6 protein-coding genes are annotated in these 4,531 nt (G+C 35.8%); 1 reads left to right on the top strand and 5 read right to left on the bottom strand.

What is annotated here, in order from left to right; genetic code table 11:
* Positions 1-165: 165 nt before the first annotated feature.
* The 3 genes from BFU02S_RS14865 to BFU02S_RS14855 form a co-directional block, all read right to left on the bottom strand.
* On the bottom strand, positions 166-591 hold the full coding sequence (locus BFU02S_RS14865; RefSeq protein WP_066372321.1) for a DoxX family protein: 426 nt from the start codon (positions 589-591) through the stop codon (positions 166-168).
* Positions 592-924: 333 nt separating this feature from the next.
* Positions 925-1,776, bottom strand: a complete 852-nt coding sequence (locus BFU02S_RS14860; protein ID WP_066372317.1) for a M56 family metallopeptidase — start codon at positions 1,774-1,776, stop codon at positions 925-927.
* Positions 1,760-2,191, bottom strand: coding sequence for a BlaI/MecI/CopY family transcriptional regulator (locus BFU02S_RS14855; protein WP_066372316.1), 432 nt, complete (start codon positions 2,189-2,191; stop codon positions 1,760-1,762). Before BFU02S_RS14855 ends, BFU02S_RS14860 begins: the two co-directional genes overlap by 17 nt.
* A 165-nt stretch (positions 2,192-2,356) precedes the next feature.
* Here BFU02S_RS14855 and sigK point away from each other — a divergent pair, with 165 nt between their 5' ends.
* Positions 2,357-3,073 (top strand): RNA polymerase sporulation sigma factor SigK, encoded by a 717-nt coding sequence (gene sigK / locus BFU02S_RS14850; protein ID WP_066372315.1) that lies wholly within the window; start codon positions 2,357-2,359, stop codon positions 3,071-3,073.
* An 11-nt stretch (positions 3,074-3,084) separates the two neighbouring features.
* Here sigK and BFU02S_RS14845 read toward each other — a convergent pair whose 3' ends face one another.
* A complete protein-coding gene (locus BFU02S_RS14845; RefSeq protein WP_157075957.1) occupies positions 3,085-4,056 on the bottom strand; it encodes a F510_1955 family glycosylhydrolase in 972 nt (323 codons plus the stop codon).
* Positions 4,057-4,207: 151 nt separating this feature from the next.
* Positions 4,208-4,393 (bottom strand): hypothetical protein, encoded by a 186-nt coding sequence (locus BFU02S_RS14840; protein ID WP_066372311.1) that lies wholly within the window; start codon positions 4,391-4,393, stop codon positions 4,208-4,210.
* Positions 4,394-4,531 lie beyond the last annotated feature (138 nt).

The raw sequence follows: 4,531 nt of genomic DNA, 5'->3' as shown, positions 1-4,531 counted from the left end.
CCCCTACTCATTTTTAAATTTATAATAAATATGTGTTTATTTTCTCAAACAATCAAAAAGTCATATATCTCTGGGGCGGATGATCAACACCTGTTGTTTTAAAAGCTTTGAGGTCAGGCAATTCTCTGCCTGATTGTTTATTCACTTAGTTGAAGATTTTACTCTCTAATTTTGCAATATTCTCTCCTGCTTTTTAGTCTTTAAAAAAAGTGTATCGATTGATAAAAAACGGCTGCCGTTTAATACAAGGTAAATAGCGATAAACATTAATGAAAGTTCTAGTTCATAACCAGGCATTTTTCCGTTCCCAGTTAGACCCGCTGGTAATTTTACAAAAAGAATGGCTCCAGCCATGATTAATACATAAAAGGCTGAAACAATTCTTGTACCCAATCCCAATATGATGGCGATTCCACCTGCCAATTCGATGATTGCAACTAAATAGGCCAAGAAACTAGGTATTCCCATGCTGTGGAACCAAACTCCAATTTTATCTATACCTCCCTGGAATTTGGATAAACCATGTACTAAGAAAATAAGACCTAGTACAACCCTTAATAGTAATGACCCAATTTCTTGATTTTTCTTCATATTTCATTCTCCTTTCAAAATTGCTACACTACATTTTGTAGTGTAAAAATATATAAAAATTCTAGACTTATTATTTTCTAGAATTAGATTAATTTTACTAGTAGTTTCAGAGGAAATGGTTTTTGATTTGCATTACATATTAAATATTACACTACAGATTGTAGTGTTTGGGATTTTATACGTCAAGTGAAAACTCAGAATTCCCGAAGTAAGACATAACTGTATTATTTTTTATGCATCATGATCTATTTATCGAATTTCTGTTTACCACTTAACTTAGCGGGTTGTCCCCAAAGACTTCCCGCCTTTTCTTTGTTCACTTTGATCTGATCATTATACAATTATCATTAACATAATCAGCAAAATCATAACATTAATCGAAATAATTATCGATTTTGTTTGTATTTTAAAAGGTAATACGTAGTAAGGTTCAATTAATTGTTTAATCCTATAATCTAAAGCCCCATCTGTAAAAGGAACAAACAAGGAGTGAGTTTTAGTTTTTAAGCTAGTTTTTATCAATTTTAATAATGCACTGCCTAATCCGAGTTCGGTACCCATTCGAGTAATGGCATATTCATCTGCCGCTAGTTCAATCAAAATTTTATAGTTTTTATAAGACCATTTGGTAAGTGGAATATACCACATAACTTCAGATAGGATCTTTAAAACGAAAATTTTTAAGTTATCATGATACTTTTGGTGGGAAGTTTCATGGTAAATTACTGCTTCTACCTCGGCTTGGTCCAGCATCTCAATTAACTTCGTAGAAAGCAATATAAAGGGATTTCTGAACCCAAAGGTAAGAGCAACTAATTCGTTACTATTAATGACAACAATATCGTTTCTGCCTCGATTAAATCTCTGATTCAATTCATTCGATTTTTCCCTATTAGTAAGAATAGCAATTTTTCTCTTCAGTCTATTTGTATTTATCTTTTGTTGCATGACCTTTTGACATAAATTCAATATTGTAATTAACACATAGGTATTAACTAGGAATAAAACAGTGTAATATTCAAATGTACCCTTACTAAATATCTCAATACAATACTGGAATATATTATCATAAACTGCTGGTCCCAAAACAACATTCGCAAGATACAATCCCATCTGGATAAATAAAACTACACCAAAACATAGACCTGCTCCAAAGACAGTAAACGATTTATTTCTCCAAATCATTCTTATTACCCTTTTTTAGCTGATTAAGTTTTTGCTCTAGTTTATCAAGCAGGCTCTGATTAACCTCTTCTAAGGAATCAAGCATGTGATTTACGACCATACCGCCAAATTCATCTAAGAGGTTTTCCGTAAGTTTTTTTGATTGTTCATCAATAAATTCCATTTTTGTCATAATGGGCTTATAAAGTGAAGTTCTCCCAACTATCCTCTTTTTAAGAATCTTTTTTTCCACCAATCGATTCATGACAGTCATTACAGTATTAAAATTAATAGTTCGTTCCTTTTCAATAATCTTTTGAACCTCTTTAATACTTTTTTCATTCCCATTCCACAAAATATCCATAATCTTTGCTTCTAGTGGTCCAAAAAAACGATCTAAACCAACTTTATCGTAACGGAAGTTTTTAATACGCATACTTTTCACCTCCATTACATATTGTAGTGCAAAAGTTTAAAGCTGAAAATAGCTGTGAAACAAAAGTTAAATAATCTTTAATTAAAATACTCTGGACAGACACATTTTTCCATTTGTTTCATAGGAATTAGTATTAAGCAACAGTCCAAAACGGGGGTGAATGTAATGTCTGGAATCTTGACAGCTCTCGGCTATTTGGTAAAGGAATTTTTATTTCTCGTTTCTTATGTAAAGAATAACGCCTTTCCTCAGCCCCTTTCCGCTGCAGAAGAAAGAAAGTACCTGCGCCTAATGGCCGAGGGAGATCCTCACGCACGCAATATGCTTATTGAACACAATTTACGTCTAGTTGCACATATTGTAAAGAAATTCGAAAATACTGGCGAGGATTCGGAGGATCTGATTTCAATTGGAACGATCGGTTTAATTAAAGCAATTGAGAGTTATTCTGAAGGAAAAGGAACGAAGTTGGCAACGTATGCGGCCCGCTGCATTGAAAATGAAATACTAATGCATTTAAGAGCTCTGAAGAAGACAAAAAAAGATGTTTCTTTACATGATCCCATTGGCCAGGATAAAGAAGGAAATGAAATTTCCCTGATCGACGTCTTGAAATCTGAATCTGAAGATGTGATTGATACCATTCAGCTGAACATGGAGCTTGAAAAAATCAAAAAATATATTGAGGTCCTTGATGAACGGGAAAAAGAAGTGATTATCGGTCGCTTTGGACTCGATCTCAAAAAGGAAAAAACACAACGGGAAATTGCAAAAGAATTAGGGATTTCAAGAAGCTATGTTTCGAGAATTGAAAAGCGGGCTCTCATGAAAATGTTTCATGAATTTTACCGTGCCGAAAAAGATAAAAAGAAGAAAACCTAGTGCCGGGTATATTACTCCGGCACCTTTTTGCCGCCCATAAGAATAACTGTCCAAGTTTTACCCCTATCATTGGAAATATACACATCATTATGATAGTCTGCGAAAGCGATCTGTTTTATATTTTTAGGATTAACAGCCAAATAGGTAATCGGATTATCATAATCAAGGAAGGGGATCGTGATATTTGCCTGCACCGCAGTTAGTGGATTAACGGTCTTTAAGAAGATATTTTTGTCTTCTACACTGGAATATAAAATAGAATCGCCGCTAAAAACGAGGGCGGTAACCATAATAGGGCTTGTAATAGGTTTCATCGTGTTTCCGTAATCGCGAGAATAATAAACTCCTGATCTTGTTGACATGGCCACTATATTCCCATTATTCGGGCTAACTGCCAACATACCAAGTGAATCAGCTGAGAAGCCTTTGAATGCACTTTTCTTCCATGAAGCACCGTTATCCTCGGAGTAATACACCCCTTGGCCTGTATCTCCAGCCGGCTCTTCATTCAGCACATTAATGGTCTTATCGGCATAGCTCGCTGCCATGAAACGAAAGGACAGTTTCCCGTAAAAAGCGATTGTTTCTAACGTCTTTCCTTTATTTTCACTTTTCACCAAGCCAAGCGGGTTCTTAAGGCCCGTTCCTTTTTGCGGGTGTCCGCTTGCGACAAATCCCGTTTCTACAGCTTGAAAGCCTGTATAGTTATGTAAATTGGTTGTTGATTGATACCACTTTCCGTCTTTGTACATTTTCAAGCCGGTATTAGTGGCAATGTATAAGGAATCATCGTTACCCGGAAAGCCGATCCCTTGAATCTCATTTACTTTCAAAGCTTTTGCTTCCACAATATTATAGTTCATCTCTTCTGGTTTCCCTTTTTTGGATATCCCCGAGGATTCAGAGTTGTTTTTCGAACATCCGGAAATATACAAGATTACTGCAATAAGGGCAATGAAACAGACCTTCAATGGAACCTTCACCATTTTTCCTCCTGGAGAACCTAAATCTAAAAAATTTCTGAAGATTAATCCTTTTTCCCACTTATACCCCACTTCCTATACAATTGTCAAATATTCATTCAATCTACCAAAATGAAACAGCCTGTGCAAAACGCACAAGCAAAGAGACTTTTTAATAAAAAGATACATACCACCACCAGGCTCCGAAGATGAATAGGAGAATGAAAAGAACGATAAGAACTGCGATCCAGACACCGGTACCCCTGCAAAAATTACCGCCGTATCCGGCAGCATAACCTGGAAAACTGCCCTGATAGCCATATGGCATAACTGGATACGGATAACCACCGTAAGCCACCCTAGGTAACCCCCTTTATTCATTTTATTACAAGATATGTATGGATCACTAATTTGAATGGGCAAACGACTGATAATTCAGCAACTTTAAAAGTCATTCCTCGGTTCCGTAAGGGAGATGGCATCAAGCACGGGGCTG

Origin of the sequence: Neobacillus fumarioli NBRC 102428 (assembly GCF_001591485.1) — a bacterium.
GTDB classification, from domain to species: Bacteria; Bacillota; Bacilli; order Bacillales; family Cytobacillaceae; genus Neobacillus; species Neobacillus fumarioli.
The sequence above is the reverse complement of the archived record's forward strand: the minus strand, read 5'-3'. Positions and strand labels throughout refer to the sequence as shown.

What these genes read in the sequence shown, in the direction of transcription:
- sigK (WP_066372315.1), top strand. Translation starts at nt 2,357, where the DNA reads ATGTCTGGAATCTTGACAGCTCTCGGCTATTTGGTAAAGGAATTTTTA.
- BFU02S_RS14860 (WP_066372317.1), bottom strand. Translation starts at nt 1,776, where the DNA reads ATGATTTGGAGAAATAAATCGTTTACTGTCTTTGGAGCAGGTCTATGT.
- BFU02S_RS14865 (WP_066372321.1), bottom strand. Translation starts at nt 591, where the DNA reads ATGAAGAAAAATCAAGAAATTGGGTCATTACTATTAAGGGTTGTACTA.
- BFU02S_RS14855 (WP_066372316.1), bottom strand. Translation starts at nt 2,191, where the DNA reads ATGCGTATTAAAAACTTCCGTTACGATAAAGTTGGTTTAGATCGTTTT.